Raw genomic sequence first — 20,792 nt, forward strand, 5'->3', positions numbered from 1 at the left:
GTATGAAGCGGTCGGTGCGGGGGGAGTTGACGCTGCTCGGATGTCTCGCGGTGCTTGTCGCCGTGCTCAGTGGGGTCGTTGTGGCCGGGCCGGGGATGCTCGAGCGGTCCTCCGGGGACGCGTTGGCGGCGCGGCTCGAGCAGGAGCAGCGGGACGCGCCCGGGATCACGCACCGGATGCGGTTCGATCCGGAGGTGGAGCGGCCCGGTGAGACGAGTGTGCTGGGTGCCGATCTTGGGCGGTTTTCGACCCTCATCGAGAATGCCGCTCCCGCCGCCCTGCGGGGTGACCTCGTCCGCGACTCCACCCGGATCGCGCTGCCCGGTGTGCGGACCGGCGAGGGGACCACTCTGTCGTTGCTGTATGCCTCCGACGCGCCGCCCGCCGCCGCCTACGCCGCAGGGCGGCCCCCACGCGCGCGTGGCGGCGTGGTCGAGATCGCCGTCTCCACCCGCACCCGTGACGCGCTGAAGCTGCGGCTCGGGCAGGAACTCCGGCTCGGGCCCGGCGCGTTGGAGAACGTGGACGCACCGGCACGGGTGGTCGGGTTCTTCGCCGCCGATGACGGGCGGCGGCTCTGGCGCGAGCAGCCGCTGCTCGCGCGCACGGCACGGGATCCGCGCGGCGGGGCCGACGACGCGGTGCGGTATGCCGGCGCACTCCTCGCGCCGCGCGGCGTCGAAGTGCTGCAGAACCAGTCGCGCGCCGAGCTCACCGTGGTCTGGGGCATGCGGCTCGACCCCGGCGCGGACGCCGCCCGCTTCGTCGGCGATCAGGGGCAGCGCGACTTCGAGCGCCTCATGTTCCGCTATCCGGAGTCCGTGCAGGGCGTCACCTGTGACTTCGGGACGTACGGCGGCATGGCCTGCGCCCTCGGCTCGCATCCGGCCACCGAGGTGGAGACCGCGACCCAACTGCCGGACACCCTGGACGAGTTCCAGCGGCAGTGGCGCCAGGGGAGTGTCGTGATCTCCTTCGCGCTCGCCTCGGTGACAGCGGTGGGCCTTGCCGCCGTCGTGGTCGCCTCTCTGCTCTCCGTACGCCGTCGGCTTGACGTTCATCGGCTGCAACGCGCGCGTGGAGCGTCGGCCTCGGGGATCGCCCTGGGGCGCGCGCTGTGGACCGCGCCGGCCGTGGTGCTGGGGTTCGTGGCCGGCTGCGCGGGCGCCTCGCTGCTGCCGGGTGCGGCGTCCGCGTCGTCTGCGGCGTCCACTGCGTCCGCGTCGGCCGCGTACGGGCGTGGGGTGCTTGTCGCGCTGTGCGCCTGGCTGTTGCTGCCCCTGCTCACATGGTGGGCCGTGCGGGACCGGGCCCTCCTTCGGGACAGGGGATCCGGTGGCGGCCGCCGTGCCGTCGCCGAGGCGGGTGTGCTGGTGGTCGCGGCGGGGGGTGTCCTCGCGCTGCGGGCCCGTGGCACCACGGGCGGCTCGGGAGACGATCCGCTGCTGGCCGCCGTGCCCGTGCTGCTCGGGCTCGCCACGGTGGTGGTGCTCGTGCGCCTCTACCCCCTGCCGGTACGCCTTGTCGCGCGCTGGTCGGCCCGGTGGCGCGGAGCCGTGGTCCTCATCGCGCTGTCCCGTGCCGCCAAGGAGGCCCCCGCCCGGGCGCTCGCGCTGCTCGTCCTGGTCGTGACGCTCGCCGGTGCCGTGTTCGGCGGTCTGGTCACCGGGACGCTGACGGAGGGGCGGCGGGACGCGGCCGCCTGGCGGGTGGGTGCCGATGCCTCCTTCCTGGGGGCCGGGCGTGACCCCGAGACCGCGGAGCGCCTGGCACGCGCGCGTGGGGTGCGGGAGACGGTGACGGTGCGGCAGCTGCGGGTCGACCCGATGAGCGGGACGGACGGCGGGCGGTACGGGATCGCGAGCCTGGTCGGCGTCGACGGCCTGAAACTGCGCTCAGCGGCGGGGAGTTCACCAGCGGCCCGCGCGCTCATCGGCGCGGGCATCAGCGGGGGCGGTGGCAGCCGTGACATCCGGGTGCTCGCCGACGCCGCCGACGCGGGCGACGTACTCACCGTCACCGTGCACGGCAAGGAGCGGCGTCTGCGCGTCGTGGGCCCCCTGCCCGACGCGGTGCGGAGCGACCCCGCCCTCGGCCCCGTACGCGACGGCACCGAGGGCAGCGAACGACTCCTGCTCGCCGACAACCGGGACCTCGAGGCCTTCGAAGCGAGCGAGTTCGAGGAGTCCGCCCTGCTCCTGTACGGGCCACGCCTGGACCCGGACCGGCTGCGTTCCGTCGTCCCGCGCACCGCGCCGGGCATCGGCGCCGGGGAGCTGCGGATCCGTGCCGAGGAGCAGGCCGAGGCCGACGAGGACGGCCTGATCGCGGCGGTGACCGCCGCGCACACCGCGTGCACCGCCGTGGCCGTGCTCCTCGCGCTGCTCGCTCTCGTACTCGAACTCCTGCTGTCCGCCCCCGCACGCGGCAGCACCGCAGCCCGGCTGCGCACGCTCGGCCTGGGCGGCCGCGGAGTCGCCGGACTGCATCTGCTCCAGCTCATTCCGCTGGTCCTCGCGGCAGTGGCGGGCGGCGTCACGCTCGGCCTCACCCTGCCCGAGCTGCTCGGACCCGCCCTCGACCTGCGGGAGTTCACCGGCGGGCCCACCGCGCCCGCCCTGCGGACCGACGCGCTGTTCACCGCGGTGCCGGCCGCCGGGGCCATCGCCCTGGTGGCGGCCGCGGTGGGCGTGGAGACATGGCTCGGACGGCGACGGGGCCTCGGCGCCGTCCTGCGACTGGGGAGGAACGATGACTGAACTCGCCGACCTGGAGGCACGGGCGACCGCCGCGCGCCGCCCCGCCGGTGACGAAGGTCTGGTCGTCTGCGACAACCTCGTACGCGTCTATCGCACCGACGCGGTGGAGGTGCAGGCGCTCCAGGGGCTCGACCTGGTGGTCCGGGAAGGGGAGTGCGTGGCCCTCGTGGGCGCGTCGGGCTCCGGCAAGTCCACCCTTCTGTCGATCCTCTCGGGGCTCGATCTGCCGACCGCGGGACGGGCGAGCGTCGCCGGCCACGACCTGCTCGCCATGGGCCGCCGCGAACGCCTCGGCTATCGCAGGAAGACCGTCGGCTTCGTCTGGCAGCAGACCGGGCGCAACCTCCTCCCGTACCTCACCGCCCTGGAGAACGTCGCGCTGCCGATGAAGTACGCGCGCGTGCCCCGTCGCGAGCGGACGGCGCGGGCCGCCGAACTGCTCGGCGTGCTCGGCGTCGCGCACTGCCGCGACCGGCGCCCCGCCGAGCTGTCCGGCGGCGAGCAGCAGCGGATCGCCGTCGCGGTCGCCACCGCCAACGCGCCGCGCGTCCTGCTGGCCGACGAGCCCACCGGAGAGCTGGACACGGCCGGCGGCGAGGAGGTGTTCGCAGCGCTGCGCCGCGCCAACGAGGAGCTCGGCGCGACCGTCCTGGTCGTCACGCACGACCCGCTGGTCTCCGGGCAGGTCCGCCGCACCGTGCGCATCCGGGACGGTCGTACGTCTACGGAGACGCTGCGTGAACAGGGCGGCGCGGGAGAGGAGTTCACGGTTCTGGACCGGGCGGGGCGGTTGCAGCTGCCGCGGGAGTACGTCGAGCGCTATGGGCTGCAGGGGCGGGTGCGGCTCACGGAGGAGACGGACCACATCGGGGTCTGGGGTGACTTCACGCCTTGACGGAAGGCTGGTCCGTACCTATGGTCTCGGGCCAACACGCGTGTTCAGAAAGGCACTTGAAGTTCACATACGAGAATGGATGGCCCTTCGCATGGCCGACACCCCCACACCCGTGCGTCACCGCCGCAGACGTCGCACCACCGTCCTCGCGACCGTCGCCTCCGTAGTGACCGCCTTGGTCGCCACCGCCCTCGCCTGGCCCGGCGCCGAGCGCGCCGACGCCGCGCCCAGCACCTTCGCCCACCCCGGAGTCACCGTCTCCCGCGGCCAGTTGGACTTCACCAGGGAGAAGGTCAACGCGGGCGCCCAGCCCTGGAAGGGCGCCTACGACCAGATGATGGGGAGCAAGTACGCCTCCCTGTCGCGCACGCCCAAGCCCCGCGCGGTCGTCGAGTGCGGCTCCTACTCGGACCCCAACTACGGCTGCACCGACGAGCGCGAGGACGCGATAGCCGCGTACACCACCGCTCTCGCCTGGTACATCACCCGCGACGAGCGCTACGCGAAGAAGTCCATCGAGCTGATGGACGCCTGGTCCGGCACCATCAAGGACCACACCAACAGCAACGCCCCGCTGCAGACCGGCTGGGCCGGCTCGTCCTGGCCCAGGGCCGCCGAGATCATCAAGCACACGTACAGCGGCAGTTGGGGCAACTCGGGCCGGTTCGCGACGATGCTGCGCAACGTCTATCTGCCCGAGATCATCAACGGCTCCAACTCCAACGGGAACTGGGAGCTGTCGATGATGGAGGCCGCCATCGGCATCTCCGTCTTCATCGAGGACAAGGGGTCGTACGACAAGGCGATGGCCAAGTTCCGTACGCGTACGGCCGCCTACGTCTATCTCGCCTCCGACGGCGACCTGCCCAAGACCGTGCCCAGCCAGAACCTGGACACCCGCGCGAAGATCGTCAAGTACTGGCAGGGGCAGGGCACCTTCGTCACCGGGCTCACCCAGGAGACCTGCCGCGACTTCACGCACACCGGGTACGGACTCTCGGCCATCTCGCACGTCGCCGAGACCAGCCGCATCCAGGGCGACGACCTCTACAAGACCGACGTGGGCGAGCGGCTGCGGCAGGGGCTCGGCTTCCAGGCCAAGTACGAGCTGGGCGAGGCACCGCCGAGCTGGCTCTGCGGGGGCTCGGTGGACCGGGGGCTCGGCCCCGTCACGGAGGTCGGCTACAACGCCCTGCACGGCCGCATGGGGCTGCCGATGACCAACACCCAGAAGCTCACGGAGCAGAAGCGCCCCGCGGGGTCCAACAACCTCTTCGTCGCCTGGGAGACCCTCACCCACGCGGACAACCCGAGCTGATCCGGCCCTTGTTGGGCCGGGCGTACGGTGACCATACTGGCGCCCGGCCCAACAGGACCGTACGGGGGAGTGTGCATGACGCAGGACGCGGTCGTCGTCGAGGATCTGCATCGGTCGTACGGCACCGGAGCGGCCGCCGTGCACGCCCTGCGCGGCGTCTCCTTCACCGTCCCGCGCGGCGAACTGGTCGCCCTGAAGGGCCGGTCGGGGTCCGGCAAGACGACGCTGCTCAACCTCGTCGGCGGGCTCGACACCCCGGACGCGGGGAAGATCACCGTCGAGGGTCTCGAACTCGCGGGCCTCGGCGAGGACGGGCTCCTGGAGCTGCGGCGCGACCGCGTCGGCTTCATCTTCCAGTCCTTCGGACTCATCCCGATCCTCAGCGCTGCCGAGAACGTCGGCGTGCCCCTGCGGCTCAAGAAGACCGATCCACGCGCGCGTGAAGAGCGGGTCGAGCTCCTGCTCGCCCTCGTCGGGCTCGCCGACCACGCAGGGCAGCGGCCGGGCGAGCTCTCCGGAGGGCAGCAGCAGCGCGTGGCGATCGCCCGCGCGCTAGCCAACAAGCCGTCCCTCCTGATCGCCGACGAACCCACCGGACAGCTCGACGCGGAGACCGGTCTCGCCGTGATGGAGCTGCTGCGCGCCGTCGTCCGCAGCGAGGGCGTCACCGCCCTGGTCGCCACCCACGACACGGCGCTGCTCGACCTCGCCGACCGGGTCCTGGAACTGAGCGACGGCGAGATCGTGGAGCACTGACGCCCGCCCGGCGGCTCCGACCGGCCCCCATCAGGGTTGCGTCAAGGAGCACCCGTCCGCGCACCCTCGTCCCATTTGAGGGAATTGTTGGCCGTAAGGTCGACGCTGCGTACAGAGATCGGCGCTGCGTACGGCGCAGTTTCGGGAAGACAATGGGGCCATGGCACGCGGCAAGCTTCGGATATACCTCGGTTCGGCACCGGGCGTCGGCAAGACGTACGCGATGCTCTCCGAGGCGCACCGCCGTATCGAGCGCGGCACCGACTGCGTCGTGGCCTTTGTGGAGCACCACAACCGGCCGCGCACCGAGGTGATGCTGCACGGCCTCGAACAGCTGCCCCGCAAGGAGCTGGAGTACCGCGGCACCCTCTTCACCGAGATGGACGTCGACGCCGTCCTGGAGCGGTCGCCCGCCGTCGCCCTGGTGGACGAACTCGCGCACACCAATGTGCCGGGATCGCGCAACGCCAAGCGCTGGCAGGACGTCGAGGAGCTGCTGTCGGCGGGCATCGACGTCGTGTCGACCGTGAACATCCAGCACCTGGAGTCGCTGGGCGACGTCGTCGAGTCGATCACCGGCGTACGCCAGCGCGAGACCGTGCCGGACGAGGTGGTGCGCCGGGCCGACCAGATCGAACTGGTCGACATGTCGCCCCAGGCGCTGCGTCGCCGCATGGCCCACGGCAACATCTACAAGCCCGACCGGATCGACGCCTCCCTCTCCAATTACTTCCGCCCCGGCAACCTCACCGCCCTGCGCGAACTCGCGCTCCTCTGGGTCGCCGACCGGGTCGACGAATACCTCCAGCAGTACCGGGGCGAGCACAACATCCGCTCCACCTGGCAGGCCCGCGAGCGCATCGTCGTCGGCCTCACCGGCGGCCCCGAGGGCCGCACGCTGATCCGCCGCGCGTCCCGCATGGCCGCCAAGGGCTCAGGCAGCGAGATCCTGGCCGTCTACATCGCCCGCAGCGACGGCCTGACCGCGGCGTCGCCCAAGGAACTCGCCGTCCAGCGCACCCTCGTGGAGGACCTGGGCGGCACCTTCCACCACGTCATAGGCGACGACATACCGGCCGCGCTGCTCGACTTCGCCCGCGGCGTCAACGCCACCCAGATCGTCCTCGGCTCCTCGCGCCGCAAGACCTGGCAGTACGTCTTCGGTCCTGGCGTCGGCGCGACCGTGGCCCGCGAATCGGGTCCCGACCTGGACGTCCACATCGTCACGCACGACGAGGTCGCCAAGGGGCGCGGCCTTCCCGTGGCCCGCGGGGCACGGCTCGGCCGGTCCCGGATCATCTGGGGCTGGCTTGTCGGCATCGGCGGCCCCGCGCTCCTGACGCTGCTGCTCACCCACATCGACGCCGACCTCGGCCTCGCCAACGACATGCTGCTGTTCCTGACGCTGACGGTGGCGGCGGCCCTGCTCGGCGGGATGCTGCCCGCCCTGGCGTCGGCGGCCTTCGGCTCGCTGCTCCTGAACTACTACTTCACGCCGCCGCTGCACCTGTGGACGATCTCCGACTCCAAGAACATCGTCGCGATCATCGTCTTCGTGGGCGTCGCGATCTCCGTCGCCTCCGTGGTCGACCTCGCCGCACGCCGTACCCACCAGGCCGCCAGGCTGCGCGCCGAGTCGGAGATACTCTCCTTCCTCGCCGGCAGCGTGCTGCGCGGCGAGACCTCCCTCGACGCCCTCCTGGAGCGGGTCCGCGAGACCTTCGGCATGGAGTCCGTGGCCCTCCTGGAGCGCGAGAGCGACGTCGCACCCTGGACCTGCGCGGGCAGCGTGGGGCCGCAGCCGCTGGGCCGCCCCGAGGACGCGGACGTGGACATGCCCGTCGGCGACCACATGGCGCTCGCCCTCTCCGGCCGGGTGCTGCCCGCCGAGGACCGCCGGGTGCTCGCCGCTTTCGCCGCACAGGCCGCCGTCGTCCTGGACCGCCAGCGCCTGCAGTCCGAGGCCGACCAGGCCCGCACCCTCGCCGAGGGCAACCGCATCCGCACCGCGCTGCTCGCCGCCGTCAGCCATGACCTGCGTACGCCGCTCGCGGGCATCAAGGCCGCCGTCACCTCCCTGCGCTCCGACGACGTCTCCTGGTCCGAGGAGGACCAGGCCGAGCTCCTGGAGGGCATCGAGGACGGCGCCGACCGCCTGGACCACCTGGTGGGCAACCTCCTGGACATGTCGCGCCTGCAGACCGGCACCGTCACCCCGCTGATCCGCGAGATCGACCTGGACGAGGTCGTCCCGATGGCGCTCGGCGGCGTCCCGGACGGCAGCGCGGACCTCGACATCCCCGAGACGCTGCCCATGGTCGCCGTCGACAAGGGGCTCCTGGAGCGTGCCGTGGCCAACATCGTCGAGAACGCCGTCAAGTACAGCCCCGACGCCGAACCGGTCCTGGTCTCCGCGAGCGCCCTCGGCGACCGCGTAGAGGTCCGCGTCGTCGACCGGGGCCCCGGCGTCCCGGATGCCGCCAAGGACCGCATCTTCGAGCCGTTCCAGCGCTACGGTGACGCTCCGCGCGGTGCGGGCGTCGGCCTGGGCCTCGCGGTCGCCCGCGGCTTCGTCGAGGCCATGAGCGGCACGCTCGAGGCCGAGGACACCCCGGGCGGCGGCCTCACCATGGTCCTCACCCTGCGGGCGGCGGCGGGGCGGCCGCCGGTCCACCCGGATCTCTCCGCCCAGGTCACTTCATGACCACCATTGACAAGCCCGAAAGGCAGGTACGCATGCTGCACTCTCCCGGGGGAGACCCCCGGACCCCCACGAGGGTGCTCGTGGTCGACGACGAGCCGCAGATCGTACGCGCCCTCGTGATCAACCTGAAGGCGCGCAAGTACGAGGTGGACGCCGCCCCGGACGGAGCCACCGCGCTCCAGCTCGCCGCCGCACGCCACCCCGACGTGATCGTGCTCGACCTCGGCCTGCCCGACATGGACGGGGTGGAGGTCATCCGGGGGCTGCGCGGATGGACCCGCGTACCGATCCTGGTGCTCTCCGCACGGCACAGCTCGGACGAGAAGGTCGAGGCCCTCGACGCGGGCGCCGACGACTACGTGACCAAGCCGTTCGGCATGGACGAGCTCCTGGCCCGCCTGCGCGCCTCCATCCGCAGGGCCGAGCCCGTCGGAGCGGGCGAGGGCGACGTGATGGTGGACACGGAGGACTTCACGGTCGACCTGGCCGCCAAGAAGGTCAACCGCGACGGCCGCGACGTACGCCTGACGCCCACCGAATGGCATCTGCTCGAGGTCCTGGTGCGCAACACCGGCCGCCTCGTCAGCCAGAAGCAGCTGCTCCAGGAGGTGTGGGGCCCCTCGTACGGCACGGAGACGAACTACCTGCGCGTCTACATGGCCCAGCTGCGCCGCAAGCTGGAGGCGGACCCCGCGCATCCGCGGCACTTCATCACCGAGCCGGGGATGGGTTACAGGTTCGAGCGGTGAGTCAAGGGTCGAGCCGGGACTGAGCGGGCATAAGCACAGATGAGCGCACCCATTGCGGCGCTGTCGGCGACCCCCGGTACGCTTCCTGTATGAGTGCTGTTCCTGGTTCAGAGAAGCCGGCGGGCCGTTTCCGGCGCATGCTCGACCGGCTGTCCTCCTCCCAGGAGGACCTGGAGTCGGAAGAGCTGCGTGAGGACTCCGAGACGGCCGGATGCATCCGCATCGGAGACTGTCAGGACCGCCAGATAGTGACGGTTGCTGGTACCTTGCGCACGGTCACGCTGCGGCCGCGTGCCGGGGTTCCGGCCCTGGAGGCCGAGCTCTTCGACGGCTCGGCGGCGCTGGACGTGGTGTGGCTCGGCAGGCGCTCCATCGTGGGGATAGAACCGGGGCGCAAGCTGATCGCGTCGGGCCGGATATCCATGAGCCGGGGCCGACGGGTGCTCTTCAACCCCAAGTACGAACTCAGACCCCTCGGACGGGAGTAGCCGGTGACGTCCCTCGACAAGTCGACGGACCAGGGAAGCACGGACCAGGATGCCGATTCCAGGGCCGTGACCGAGGCCGCGCTGTTCGAGGCCTTCGGCGGCGTGCGGGGCCTGGTGGAGACCGTTCTCCCCGGCCTGCTCTTCGTGACCATCTTCACGATCAACAAGGACCTGCACATGTCGGCCATCGCGGCCCTCGCGGTGTCCCTGGTGCTCGTGGCGGTCCGCCTGGTCATGAAGGACACCGTCAAGCACGCCTTCAGCGGCGTCTTCGGTGTCGCCTTCGGTGTGGTCTTCGCGATGATGACCGGCAACGCCAAGGACTTCTATCTGCCGGGCATGCTCTACACCCTGGGCCTCGCCCTCGCCTACATCATCACGGCCATCGCGGGTGTCCCGCTGATCGGCCTGATCCTCGGCCCGGTCTTCAAGGAGAACCTCTCCTGGCGGACCCGCAACCCCGGCCGCAAGAAGGCGTACACAAAGGCCAGTTGGGCCTGGGGCCTGATCCTGCTCGCCAAGTGCGCGATCCTCTTCCCGCTCTACTGGTGGGCGGACACGACCCAGTTCGGCTGGGTCCTGATCGCCCTGAAGATCCCGCCGTTCCTGCTCGCGGTATGGCTGACCTGGGTCTTCCTGGCGAAGGCGCCGGCTCCGATCGATGTCTTCGCCGAGATGGAAGCGGCGGAGAAGGCGGAGGAAGAGCGCAAGGCGGCGGCCCACGGGCGGGACGTCTGAGCCGCGCCCCGAAGGGGCGCGGGGAACTGCGCGACCAGCCACAACGAACCCGCAGCGTTTGCTGACGCCGATGGGGGCGCCCGGAACCTTCCGGGCGCCCCCATCGACGTACTGCCAGGGCGGTCTCAGCCCACCGCATCCTCCCGGCGCACCGAAAGCAGATCCTCCAGCTGTTCCTCCCGCGCCTGCGCCGCGACGAACAGCAACTCGTCCCCCGCCTCAAGGGAATCATCCGCGGTCGGCGCGAGGACGCGCGTACCGCGGATGATCGTGACCAGCGAGGTGTCCTGGGGCCACTCGACGTCGCCGACCTGCGTGCCCGCCAGGGCCGACTCCGGCGGCAGCGTCAGCTCGACGAGGTTCGCGTCGCCGTGGCTGAAGCGGAGCAGCCGGACGAGATCGCCGACGCTGACCGCCTCCTCGACGAGCGCGGACATCAGACGCGGGGTCGAGACCGCGACGTCGACGCCCCAGGACTCATTGAAGAGCCACTCGTTCTTGGGGTTGTTCACGCGGGCGACGACCCGCGGGACGCCGTACTCGGTCTTCGCGAGCAGCGAGACGACCAGGTTGACCTTGTCGTCGCCCGTCGCGGCGATGACGACGTTGCAGCGCTGCAGCGCCGCCTCGTCGAGGGAGGTGATCTCACAGGCGTCGGCGAGCAGCCACTCGGCCTGCGGGACGCGCTCGACCGAGATGGCGGTCGGCGCCTTGTCGATGAGGAGAACCTCGTGCCCGTTCTCCAGGAGCTCACCGGCGATGGACCGGCCCACCGCGCCCGCTCCGGCAATGGCGACCCTCATCAGTGACCTTCCTCGGGGCCTTCGGCGAACGCCGCTTCGACCTTTTCCACTTCGTCCGTACGCATCATCACGTGCACCAGGTCGCCCTCTTGCAGCACCGTCTGCGAGGTCGGCAGGACCGCCTCGCCCAGCCGGGTGAGGAAGGCGACGCGTACGCCGGTGTCCTCCTGGAGGCGGCTGATCTTCTGCCCGATCCAGGCGTCGGACGCGTGCACCTCGGCGAGCTGTACGCCGCCGGTGGGGTCGCGCCACAGCGGCTCGGCCCCGGAGGGCAGCAGCCTGCGCAGCATCTGGTCGGCGGTCCAGCGGACCGTGGCGACGGTGGGGATGCCGAGGCGCTGGTAGACCTCGGCGCGGCGCGGGTCGTAGATGCGGGCCGCCACGTTCTCGATGCCGAACATCTCGCGGGCGACCCGGGCGGCGATGATGTTGGAGTTGTCACCGCTGCTGACGGCGGCGAACGCGCCCGCATCCTCGATGCCGGCCTCGCGCAGGGTGTCCTGGTCGAAGCCGATGCCGGTGACGCGGCGGCCGCCGAAGCCGGAGCCCAGGCGGCGGAAGGCGGTGGGGTCCTGGTCGATCACGGCGACCGTGTGCCCCTGTTGTTCCAGGGTCTGCGCGAGAGCGGATCCGACTCTCCCGCAGCCCATGATGACGATGTGCACGCCCGTCCTTCCGGCTGTGTCAATACTTTTTGCTCAGGCTGAACGGTAAAAGCGTCTCAGACCGACGCCCAAGCTACACACGCGCGGTCCGTGCGGGGCACCCCCGTGCACGGGGCGGATCTCTCGGGAACGTGTTCAGTCGACGCTGCGCAGCAGGCTCTCGACCTTCTCGAGGCGGTGGCCGAGCTCGACGAGCTGCAGCCGGTTCGCCTCCTGCTCGGACCTGGCACGCTCGACGGCCTCCTGATACCCCTGCATCGCCTCGGCGTACTGGCGGTCGCGCTCGCGGTTGCGCTGCGTCTGGAAGTACGCGACCGCCACGATCGCGCCGGCGAGTATCAGGAAAAAGGCGACCGGGATGATCACGTCGTCCATTAAGACCCCTCAGGTGAGTGCTGTCCTGCCCCGTCCGACGTGTCCTGCTGGACGGCCGCGAGGATCGTGTCCACATTCAACCGCACGTCGAACGGCGCCAGTTCGAAGTATTTGAGCGCCTTGCCGTCGCCGGAGAGCTCCAGGCGGCCGACGACGAGACCGGCCTTCTCCAGACGTTCGAGGTGCATGTAGAGCAGGGGCCGGGAGACGCCGAGCCGCCGCGCCAGTTCGCTGACGTACAGCTGCCCCGGGGCGAGCTCGGTGATGATCCGGATCCGCTGGGCATGGCCGACCGCGGAGAGAAAGGCGAGCAGCTCTTCGCTGTCCATGGCCCGCCTTTGCGCTGGTCCCGAAACCTGTCAGCCAAGGCTTACGCATGGCGGGTTCCAGTGTCAATCCGCCTTCCTCCAGTCCCGTATGACAGTTGACGGCTCGTTCCTTCACCTGTAAGTCTCCACTTACACATGAAGGTAAGTGCATGACGAAGAGGCGGGGATGGTCATGAGGAAGCGATCGGTCACGGTGCGCGTGGCCCGGTGGAGTGCGCTGCATCCGTGGCGCGCGGTCATCGGCTGGCTGGTGTTCGTCGTGCTGTGCCTCGGGGGCGGGATCGCCGCCGGCATGAACAGCGCGACCTCGGAGGACTTCCGCGTCGGCGAGGCGGGCCGGGCCGAGGCCCTGGCGACCGAGGGCGGCGTCCAACTGCGGTCCACGGAACACGTGCTGATCCGCGCCGCGTCGGGCCCGCTGGACAAGGGGGCCGCCGACGCAGCCGTCAAGGACATCACCGCCCGGATGAAGGCCCTGCCGGAAGTCGCATCGGTGGCGGACCCGGTGCGCTCCGCCGACGGGCGGGTCCTGCGGGTCCAGGTGGAGCTGAACGGCTCCGAGCAGGACGACCAGGACCACGTCCCCCCGCTCCAGGAGCAGACCGCGCAGGCCGCGAAGGCCCACCCGGACCTGGTGATCGAGGAGACCGGCGACGCGTCGGTGAGCAAGGGCGTCGACGGCCAGCGCGACAAGGACCTGCAGTTCTCCGAGGCGATCACGCTGCCCATCACGCTGATCACGCTGGCCGTGGTCTTCGGCTCGGTCGTCATGGTCGGCGTACCGCTGCTGCTCGCCGTCACCTCGATCATGGCGACGATGGGCCTGGCGATGCTGGCCTCGCACCTGCTGCCCGACACCGGCGTCGGGATGAGCATGATCCTGCTCATCGGCATGGCCGTCGGCGTCGACTACACACTCTTCTACCTCAAGCGCGAACGTGAGGAGCGGGCCCGCGCGGGCGGCCGCCTCACCTCCGAGGCGCTCGTCGAGGCCGCCGCCGCGACGGCCGGCCGCGCGATCGTCGTCTCCGGGCTCGCCGTGATCGTCTCCACCACCGCGCTCTTCCTGGCCGGTGACGTCATCTTCGACTCCCTTGCCACCGGCACCATCCTGGTCGTCGCCGTGGCCGTGATCAGCTCGGTGACGGTGCTGCCCGCGCTCCTGGTCAAGCTCGGCCGCCGGAGCGAGCGCCGCACGGCCAAGCGCATCGCCCGGGGCAAGCCCGTCCGGACGCGCGACGAGACGAACCCCGGCCGGCTGTGGAGCGCCCTGCTCACGCCCGCCCGCAAGCACCCCGCGCTGACCCTGTGCCTCTCGGTGCTTGTCATGCTGGGGCTCGCCCTTCCCGCGCTGAACCTGAACCTCAAGAACCCGGCGCGGGACAGCTTCTCGCGCGAGATCCCGGCCATGAAGGGGTACGACAGGCTGCTCGAAGCCTTCCCCGAGCTGCGCGTCCGGCACCTGGTCGTGGTGCGGGCCGAGGCCTCGCAGGCCGGCGACGTACGCGACGCCCTGACGACCCTCGACCGCAAGGCGCAGTCCGACCCGCTCTTCTCGCACCCCTCAGGTGCTCCGCTCCTCCGCTCCTCTGAGGACCGCAGGACCACCACCCTGGAGCTGAACTCCCCGCATCCGACGTACTCGGAGAAGGCCGAAGCCTCGCTCGACCACCTCCGCGACGACTACCTCCCCGCGACCGTCGACAAGCTGCCCGGCGTCGAGACGGCCGTCACCGGCGAAGTGCCGCGCGGCACCGACTACGTGACGCACCAGAACGAGAAGCTGCCGCTCGTCCTCGGCTTCCTGCTCCTGATGACGTTCGTCATGACGGTCTTCGCGTTCCGCTCCGTCGTCCTCGGACTGCTCGGCGCCGTCCTCAACCTGCTCTCGGTCGGGTCCGCGCTCGGACTGCTCGTGCTGGTCTTCCAGGGCGACTGGGCCGAGGAGTTGCTCTCCTTCGTCTCGCTCGGCGGCATCTCATCGCGCGTACCGCTCTTCCTCTTCGTGATCCTCTTCGGGCTCTCGATGGACTATCAGGTGTTCGTCGTCAGCCGGATCCGCGAGGCCGCGCTGAACGGCGTACCGACCCGGCAGGCGGTCCTCGACGGCATCGCGTCCTCCGCCAAGGTCGTCACCAGCGCCGCGATCGTCATGGTCACCGTCTTCGCGAGCTTCGTGATGCTGCACATCCTGGAGATGAAGCAGATGGGCTTCGTCCTCGCGGTGGCCGTGCTGCTCGACGCGTTCGTGATTCGCGTCATGATCCTGCCCGCGGCGCTGCTGCTCCTCGGCCGCGCCACCTGGTGGCCGTCCCGCGCGATCCGCCGCGCCGAGGCCCTCGCGGCACAGCGGCACGGGGCGCAGATGGCCGCCGACCAGCGTCCGTTCACCGGGCAGGGGGTGGCTCGCCATGGCTAACCGGAGCAGTTAGGGGGTGGTGGGTGGGCGGGCACCCATTCGAACGCTTACGATCCTCTGCGTGTCCAAACTGACCGACGTGCCCAAACGGATCCTCATCGGGCGCGCACTGCGCAGCGACCGGCTGGGGGAAACCCTCCTCCCGAAGCGCATCGCTCTACCGGTGTTCGCCTCCGACCCGCTCTCCTCCGTGGCGTACGCGCCGGGAGAGGTTCTCCTTGTCCTCTCCATCGCGGGTGTGTCGGCGTACCACTTCAGTCCCTGGATCGCGGTCGCGGTCGTCGTGCTGATGTTCACGGTCGTCGCGTCGTACCGGCAGAACGTGCACGCGTACCCGAGCGGTGGTGGCGACTACGAGGTCGCCAACACCAACCTCGGCCCCAAGGCCGGGCTCACCGTCGCCAGCGCACTGCTCGTCGACTACGTCCTGACCGTGGCCGTCTCGATCTCATCGGGCATCGAGAACCTCGGCTCGGCCGTCCCGTTCGTCGTCGAGCACAAGGTGCTCTGCGCGGTCATCGTCATCGTGCTTCTTACGCTGATGAACCTGCGCGGAGTCAAGGAGTCCGGGAAGCTCTTCGCCATCCCGACCTATGTCTTCGTGGCCGGCGTCTTCATCATGATCGCGTGGGGTGCCTTCCGGGGCATCGTCCTCGACGACGCGATGAAGGCGCCCACCGCGGACTTCGAGATCAAACCCGAGCACGAGGGCCTCGCGGGATTCGCCCTCATCTTCCTTCTCCTTCGGGCCTTCTCCTCCGGCTGTGCCGCGCTCACCGGCGTCGAGGCGATCAGCAACGGCGTCCCCGCCTTCCGCAAGCCGAAGTCGAAGAACGCCGCGACGACGCTCGCGCTCATGGGCGGCCTGGCCGTCACCATGTTCTGCGGCATCATCGGCCTCGCCATGGCGACCGACGTCAAGATGGCCGAGAACCCCGCGCACGACCTGATCGACCAGGGCGTGGCCGTCGGCAGCGACTACGTCCAGAACCCGGTGATCTCCCAGGTCGCCGAGGCGGTCTTCGGCAACGGCAGCTTCCTGTTCATCGTGCTCGCCGCCGCCACCGCGCTGGTCCTCTTCCTCGCGGCCAACACGGCGTACAACGGCTTCCCGCTGCTCGGCTCGATCCTCGCGCAGGACCGCTACCTGCCGCGTCAGCTGCACACCCGCGGCGACCGGCTCGCCTTCTCCAACGGCATCGTGCTCCTCGCGGGCGCGGCGGCGATGCTCGTCTGGGTCTACGGCGCGGACTCCACCCGCCTCATCCAGCTGTACATCGTCGGCGTCTTCGTCTCCTTCACGCTCAGCCAGATCGGCATGGTGCGGCACTGGAACCGCCATCTGCGCAGCGAGAAGGACCAGGCCAAGCGCCGCCGCATGGTCCGCTCCCGCGCGATCAACACCTTCGGTGCCTTCTTCACGGGCCTCGTCCTGGTCGTCGTACTCGTCACCAAGTTCACGCATGGCGCCTGGGTCGCGCTGCTCGGCATGGTGATCTTCTACGGGGTGATGACGGCGATCCGCCGCCACTACGACCGCGTGGCCGAGGAGATCGCGGCCCCGGAGACCCCCACCGACGACAGCGTGCGCCCCTCCCGCGTCCACTCGATCGTCCTGGTCTCCAAGATCCACCGCCCGACGCTGCGTGCTCTCGCGTACGCGAAACTGATGCGCTCGGACACGCTTGAGGCGCTCAGCATCAACGTCGACCCGGCGGAGACCAAGGCCCTGAAGGCCGAGTGGGAGAAGCGCGGCATCACCGTGCCGCTGAAGATCCTCGACTCGCCCTACCGCGAGATCACCCGGCCGATCATCGACTACGTGAAGAACCTGCGCCGCGAGAGCCCGCGCGACGTGGTCAGCGTGATCATCCCCGAGTACGTGGTGGGCCACTGGTACGAGCACCTGCTCCACAACCAGAGCGCGCTCCGGCTCAAGGGCAGGCTCCTGTTCACCCCGGGCGTGATGGTGACGTCCGTCCCCTACCAGCTGGACTCCTCCGAGGCTGCCAAGAAGCGGGCCCGCAAGCGGTCCGAGTGGAACGCGCCGGGTTCGGTGCGCCGCGGCCCGGTCGAGAAGCGGGTGAAGCAGCCGAGCAACAAGGGCTGAGCCTCTTTTCTGCTTCCTGACGGTTGGCGAGCGGCCGGACGACACCCACGTAGACTGGTGGGCTGTTGTCCGGCCGTTCCCCTTTTACGTTGTGGAGTCACCCCGCCATGCAGGCAGAACCGAAGAATTCGCAGGCGGGGAACTCGCAGGACTCGCTGGAGGAGAAATCCCTGGTGGGCCAGGAGTACGAGGTCGAGGTCGGCCCCGTCGCCCACGGCGGCCACTGCGTCGCCCGCACGGCAGAGGGCCGGGTGCTTTTCGTCCGCCACACGCTGCCCGGCGAGAAGGTCGTCGCACGTGTGACGGAGGGCGGCGAGGACTCCCGCTTCCTGCGCGCGGACGCGGTGACGATCCTGGAGGCGTCCAAGGACCGCGTCGAGGCGCCGTGCCCCTACGCCGGCCCCGGCCGCTGCGGCGGCTGCGACTGGCAGCACGCGAAGCCGGGCGCACAGCGCCGCCTGAAGGGCGAAGTCATCGCCGAGCAGCTTTCGCGCCTCGCGGGCCTGACCCCGGAGGAGGCGGGCTGGGACGGCACGGTCATGCCGGCGGAGGGCGACAAGCTTCCGCAGGGCGAGGTCCCGCAGTGGCGCACCCGGGTGCAGTTCGCGGTCGACCCCGACGGCAACGCGGGCCTGCGCCGCCACCGCTCGCACGAGGTCGAGCCGATCGACCACTGCATGATCGCCGCGCCCGGCGTCACCGAGCTCGGCATCGAGAAGCACGACTGGTCCGGCATGGCCTCGGTGGAGGCGATCGCGGCCACGGGCTCCCAGGACCGCCAGGTCATCCTGGAACCGAAGCCGGGCGCGCGCCTCCCCCTGGTCGAACTGGACAAGCCGGTGTCCGTCCTCCGCATCGCCGAACAGGACGGCGGCGTCCACCGCGTCCACGGCCGCCCCTTCGTCCGCGAACGCGCCGACGGCCGCACCTACCGCGTCGGCAACGGCGGCTTCTGGCAGGTCCACCCGAAGGCCGCGGAGACGCTGATGCTCGCGGTCATGCAGGGTTTGACGCCCCGCAAGGGCGACACGGCCCTCGACCTCTACTGCGGCGTGGGCCTGTTCGCCGGCGCCATCGCGGACCGGGTCGGCGAGAAGGGCGCGGTCCTCGGCATCGAGTCCGGCAAGCGCGCGGTGGAGGACGCCCGCCACAACCTGGCCGCCTTCGACCGCGTCCGCATCGAACAGGGCAAGGTCGAGTCGGCCCTGCCGCGCACGGGCATCACGGAGGTCGACCTGATCGTCCTCGACCCGCCGCGCGCGGGCGCGGGCAAGCAGACGGTCCGCCATCTGACGGGGCTCGGCGCGCGGCGCATCGCGTACGTGGCGTGCGATCCGGCGGCGCTGGCACGGGACTTGGGGTACTTCAAGGAGGGCGGGTACAAGGTGCGGACGTTGCGGGCGTTTGATCTTTTCCCGATGACCCACCATGTGGAGTGCGTCGCGATCCTTGAACCTGCGGCAAAGGGCCTCTGAACTGCCGTTTCTCTTGTGGTTGTTGTGTGCGTTGTGTGCGTCACGGGCGATATCTTGACGCTGAAGCGACGCTCGTCCTGACGGGTCGTCAGACACAAAAAGAGCCGCCGTCCCCTCCAGGTTGATAGAGGGGATGGGCGGCTCTTTGATGGCCAGCGAGTGCCTCTGCGGGGACCGGGACCTCGGTCGCGATGTCCGCCGAGGCGAATAGTCAGGTGGGCGTTGCTCCCTGGGGGAGATCCGGCCGGTGCACGGGATGCCTTCCGGCACGTGGTCCGCGACCAGCGCGGAGCCTCGGTAGCGTCTCAGGTGGGGGTGCCCGGACAACGCGCCGCACCACCCTCCGGTGCCCGATGCCCTCGACCTCTTTCAGGGCGGGCAACGCCGGTACCCGGACGGCACCCTGGGCGTGCCGGACCGGGCCCCGTTCGACGCGATCGTGGTCTCCGCCGCGAGGACGGGCCAAGGACTCGCCGCGTCCCTCAGGCGTACCGGTAGATCTTGGACACGTCATCCAGCTCGTCCGGCGTCACGTCCCACGGTGGGAGCCGCTCGTGCCGGGCGATGACCCGCCGGTACTGGTCGCTGTCCGGTCCGGGCGGCGTCGCCGGCAGGTAGCGGTGGTTGCGATGGCGTTTCTGCCAGCGGGACCACTGCAGGTCCACGAAAGCGTGGTGCAGCCAGAAGACGGGGTCGTTGACGGACCCGCTGCCGACCATGGTGCCACCGACCCAGCGGTGCACCCGGTTGTGGCAGCGCCAGGAGTCCCGGCCGCTGCCCCGCCCCCACCCCTCCAGCTTGTTGCGGAAGCCTCGGCTGACCGTCGAGGTCCAGGGTGCGACGTCGTAGACGGGGTCGGCCAGCGCATGATTCAGATCGGCCTTGGTGGGCAGGTCGATCGGACCGCGGAAGCGGCCCAGGTCCCGGGTGAGGTAGTTGGCCTCGGTGACGCCCGTCCCGATGGTCCAGCCGCCCGTCCCGAAGGCGAACGGCCCGGTCATCACCCGCCGGTCGCCGGGCCGCCCATTGCCACCGAGCAGATCGTCGGTCCACGGCAGCGAGGTCGTCTTGCGGTCCCGGGTCCAGTCCCAGTAGGGCACCGTCACCGAGGAGTCGATCCGGCGCAGCGCGTTCTCCAGGTCCAGCGTGAACTTGCGGTGCCAGGGAAGGAAGGAGGGCGTCGTGTGGGCGACGCGCAGGCCCCGGTCGCCGTCTCCGGTGAAGTGCGCGATGTGCACGCGTACGAACTCGTCGTACTCGCCCCGCCGTTTGAGCTCAAGGAGCGCCTCGACGAACCGCCGACGCTCGGTGCGCGTCAGCTTGCTCACGTTCTTACGCACGTACACCATGCTGTGCCTCCCTGTGCGGATGCCCGCCGCCGAGCGGCCCGGGAGCCAGATCGCGAAGCCGCTCGCGAGGCCCGAGTTCGTCGACGGCCGCGCGGGTCGCCTCCAGCGGGGTCTCGTAGCAGCTGTAGTGGTCGACCATGCTCAGCCAGGTGCCGTCGGCCCGGCGCATCAGATGCAGCGGCTGGCCGTCCACGGTGACGTGCCAGGCGACGTCGGGGTCGCTGAGGCCGCCGTGGGAAACCGGAATGCCCTGGATACGGCGGCCCCGATAGGTCTCGTCGAAGGGACTTTCGGCGCCGGGGCCCGCTGGTTGGTCGGCGGACTGCGGGGGGCGGGAGCCGGTGATGACGGGGGCGACCGCCAGGGCGGAAGGGGCGAGCAGCATCCGTGCCGCCTCCCGCCGCGTCCATCCCCCGGGTTCACTGCCCACCGGGGTGTCCGCGCCCTGGACCCCACCCACCGAAACCCCGCCTGCGCTGACGGCCATCGCTCACTCCTCGTACGGTTCGTTCTCCGTACGAGTAGCAGTTCAAGGGCGCCGAGCGGTCACCGCCGAAGCGTCACTACGGCTGTGTCGCCCCGGGTGCAGCAATGGTCGGCTTGTCCAGAAATCCCACCAACGGGTCAGGAGCAGCATGCCGACGATGCCGATGTGCGGCACCGGGAGGACCCAGGTGAACTCGTCGAAGAAGGCAGCCCGCACCGGGCGGCGCGGGCAGGAAGCTGCGGCGCAGAAGCTGTCGACCTCGTTCTCGCCCTCCTTCCGGGTCCACAGAGCCGGCCACGCCCCCGACACTGCCGGTGAGCATGTCGAGGAGGCCACTGAATTTCATATTTTCGGTCATGCATGCGGACCAGCC

17 protein-coding genes are annotated in these 20,792 nt (G+C 70.5%); 11 read left to right on the forward strand and 6 right to left on the reverse strand.

Going from position 1 to position 20,792, the window contains the following annotated elements; all coding sequences use genetic code 11:
• Nucleotides 1–2: 2 nt before the first annotated feature.
• From OG453_RS28385 to OG453_RS28420, 8 genes are all read left to right on the forward strand, one after another.
• Nucleotides 3–2,759: a hypothetical protein gene (locus OG453_RS28385; protein ID WP_266871361.1), complete on the forward strand. Its 2,757-nt coding sequence runs from the start codon at nucleotides 3–5 to the stop codon at nucleotides 2,757–2,759.
• On the forward strand, nucleotides 2,752–3,654 hold the full coding sequence (locus OG453_RS28390; RefSeq protein WP_266871362.1) for an ABC transporter ATP-binding protein: 903 nt from the start codon (nucleotides 2,752–2,754) through the stop codon (nucleotides 3,652–3,654). The genes OG453_RS28385 and OG453_RS28390 overlap by 8 nt, the downstream gene beginning before the upstream one ends.
• A gap of 91 nt (nucleotides 3,655–3,745) precedes the next feature.
• Nucleotides 3,746–4,972 carry an alginate lyase family protein gene (locus OG453_RS28395; RefSeq protein ID WP_266871363.1) on the forward strand — a complete coding sequence of 409 codons (1,227 nt, stop codon included), beginning with the start codon at nucleotides 3,746–3,748 and terminating at the stop codon, nucleotides 4,970–4,972.
• Between the two features lie 75 nt (nucleotides 4,973–5,047).
• The gene (locus tag OG453_RS28400; protein ID WP_266871364.1) at nucleotides 5,048–5,728 is read left to right on the forward strand and encodes an ABC transporter ATP-binding protein; all 681 of its coding nucleotides are present in this window, start codon (nucleotides 5,048–5,050) and stop codon (nucleotides 5,726–5,728) included.
• A gap of 160 nt (nucleotides 5,729–5,888) precedes the next feature.
• On the forward strand, nucleotides 5,889–8,432 hold the full coding sequence (locus OG453_RS28405; protein WP_266871365.1) for a sensor histidine kinase KdpD: 2,544 nt from the start codon (nucleotides 5,889–5,891) through the stop codon (nucleotides 8,430–8,432).
• A 32-nt stretch (nucleotides 8,433–8,464) separates the two neighbouring features.
• On the forward strand, nucleotides 8,465–9,181 hold the full coding sequence (locus OG453_RS28410; protein ID WP_266873160.1) for a response regulator: 717 nt from the start codon (nucleotides 8,465–8,467) through the stop codon (nucleotides 9,179–9,181).
• An 89-nt stretch (nucleotides 9,182–9,270) separates the two neighbouring features.
• Nucleotides 9,271–9,669, forward strand: coding sequence for an OB-fold nucleic acid binding domain-containing protein (locus tag OG453_RS28415; RefSeq protein WP_266871366.1), 399 nt, complete (start codon nucleotides 9,271–9,273; stop codon nucleotides 9,667–9,669).
• A 3-nt stretch (nucleotides 9,670–9,672) separates the two neighbouring features.
• The gene (locus OG453_RS28420) at nucleotides 9,673–10,407 is read left to right on the forward strand and encodes a DUF3159 domain-containing protein (protein WP_266871368.1); all 735 of its coding nucleotides are present in this window, start codon (nucleotides 9,673–9,675) and stop codon (nucleotides 10,405–10,407) included.
• A 125-nt stretch (nucleotides 10,408–10,532) separates the two neighbouring features.
• Here the strand turns inward: OG453_RS28420 and OG453_RS28425 are convergent, their stop codons facing one another.
• From OG453_RS28425 to OG453_RS28440, 4 genes are all read right to left on the reverse strand, one after another.
• Nucleotides 10,533–11,210, reverse strand: a complete 678-nt coding sequence (locus tag OG453_RS28425; protein WP_266871369.1) for a TrkA family potassium uptake protein — start codon at nucleotides 11,208–11,210, stop codon at nucleotides 10,533–10,535.
• Entirely contained in the window at nucleotides 11,210–11,875 is a 666-nt protein-coding gene (locus tag OG453_RS28430; protein ID WP_266871370.1) for a TrkA family potassium uptake protein, read from the reverse strand. Before OG453_RS28430 ends, OG453_RS28425 begins: the two co-directional genes overlap by 1 nt.
• A gap of 135 nt (nucleotides 11,876–12,010) precedes the next feature.
• The gene (locus OG453_RS28435) at nucleotides 12,011–12,250 is read right to left on the reverse strand and encodes a hypothetical protein (RefSeq protein ID WP_266871371.1); all 240 of its coding nucleotides are present in this window, start codon (nucleotides 12,248–12,250) and stop codon (nucleotides 12,011–12,013) included.
• The gene (locus OG453_RS28440; RefSeq protein ID WP_266871372.1) at nucleotides 12,250–12,579 is read right to left on the reverse strand and encodes a winged helix-turn-helix domain-containing protein; all 330 of its coding nucleotides are present in this window, start codon (nucleotides 12,577–12,579) and stop codon (nucleotides 12,250–12,252) included. Before OG453_RS28440 ends, OG453_RS28435 begins: the two co-directional genes overlap by 1 nt.
• 172 nt (nucleotides 12,580–12,751) lie before the next feature.
• Here OG453_RS28440 and OG453_RS28445 point away from each other — a divergent pair, with 172 nt between their 5' ends.
• The 3 genes from OG453_RS28445 (at nucleotide 12,752) to OG453_RS28455 (ending at nucleotide 18,583) form a co-directional block, all read left to right on the forward strand.
• On the forward strand, nucleotides 12,752–14,998 hold the full coding sequence (locus OG453_RS28445) for an MMPL family transporter (protein ID WP_266871373.1): 2,247 nt from the start codon (nucleotides 12,752–12,754) through the stop codon (nucleotides 14,996–14,998).
• 61 nt (nucleotides 14,999–15,059) lie between these two features.
• A complete protein-coding gene (locus tag OG453_RS28450; protein WP_266871374.1) occupies nucleotides 15,060–17,108 on the forward strand; it encodes an APC family permease in 2,049 nt (682 codons plus the stop codon).
• Nucleotides 17,109–17,215: 107 nt separating this feature from the next.
• A complete protein-coding gene (locus OG453_RS28455) occupies nucleotides 17,216–18,583 on the forward strand; it encodes a class I SAM-dependent RNA methyltransferase (protein WP_266871375.1) in 1,368 nt (455 codons plus the stop codon).
• Between the two features lie 482 nt (nucleotides 18,584–19,065).
• Here OG453_RS28455 and OG453_RS28460 read toward each other — a convergent pair whose 3' ends face one another.
• The gene (locus tag OG453_RS28460; RefSeq protein ID WP_266871376.1) at nucleotides 19,066–19,932 is read right to left on the reverse strand and encodes a tyrosinase family protein; all 867 of its coding nucleotides are present in this window, start codon (nucleotides 19,930–19,932) and stop codon (nucleotides 19,066–19,068) included.
• A complete protein-coding gene (locus OG453_RS28465) occupies nucleotides 19,916–20,419 on the reverse strand; it encodes a tyrosinase cofactor (RefSeq protein WP_266871377.1) in 504 nt (167 codons plus the stop codon). Before OG453_RS28465 ends, OG453_RS28460 begins: the two co-directional genes overlap by 17 nt.
• Nucleotides 20,420–20,792 lie beyond the last annotated feature (373 nt).

Origin of the sequence: Streptomyces sp. NBC_01381 (assembly GCF_026340305.1) — a bacterium.
Taxonomy (GTDB): domain Bacteria; phylum Actinomycetota; class Actinomycetes; order Streptomycetales; family Streptomycetaceae; genus Streptomyces.